This is a genomic window from Flavobacterium sp. HJSW_4 (assembly GCF_042436695.1).
Classification (GTDB): Bacteria; Bacteroidota; Bacteroidia; order Flavobacteriales; family Flavobacteriaceae; genus Flavobacterium.
This window is the reverse complement of record NZ_JBHNPP010000125.1, coordinates 1-218: the sequence shown is the minus strand read 5'-3', so window position 1 is coordinate 218 and position 218 is coordinate 1. Positions and strand designations below refer to the sequence as shown.

The following is a 218-nucleotide window of genomic DNA, read 5'->3' as shown; positions in this document are numbered from 1 at the left end:
TCGGGGCATAATATAGAGATGGATATAAAATCGTTTTATGCCAATAATCTTCCCTATACGGTTCAGTACAACGAAAGCTGCTTTAAATTCCTAAACCGTCTGGCCAGACGCTACGGGCAATGGTTTTACGACAACGGACGCAGGATTGTTTTTGGCGTTCCGGGCAGTGCAGGCGGGGAGCCTGAACTGGTCTACGGAGTCAATATGCAGAATTTTGA

1 pseudogene is annotated in these 218 nt (G+C 46.3%); it reads left to right on the top strand.

The annotated features are described in order from the left end of the window. Window positions 1–218 (top strand): annotated as a pseudogene (locus ACE01P_RS24535) (type IV secretion protein Rhs); the annotation flags it as partial.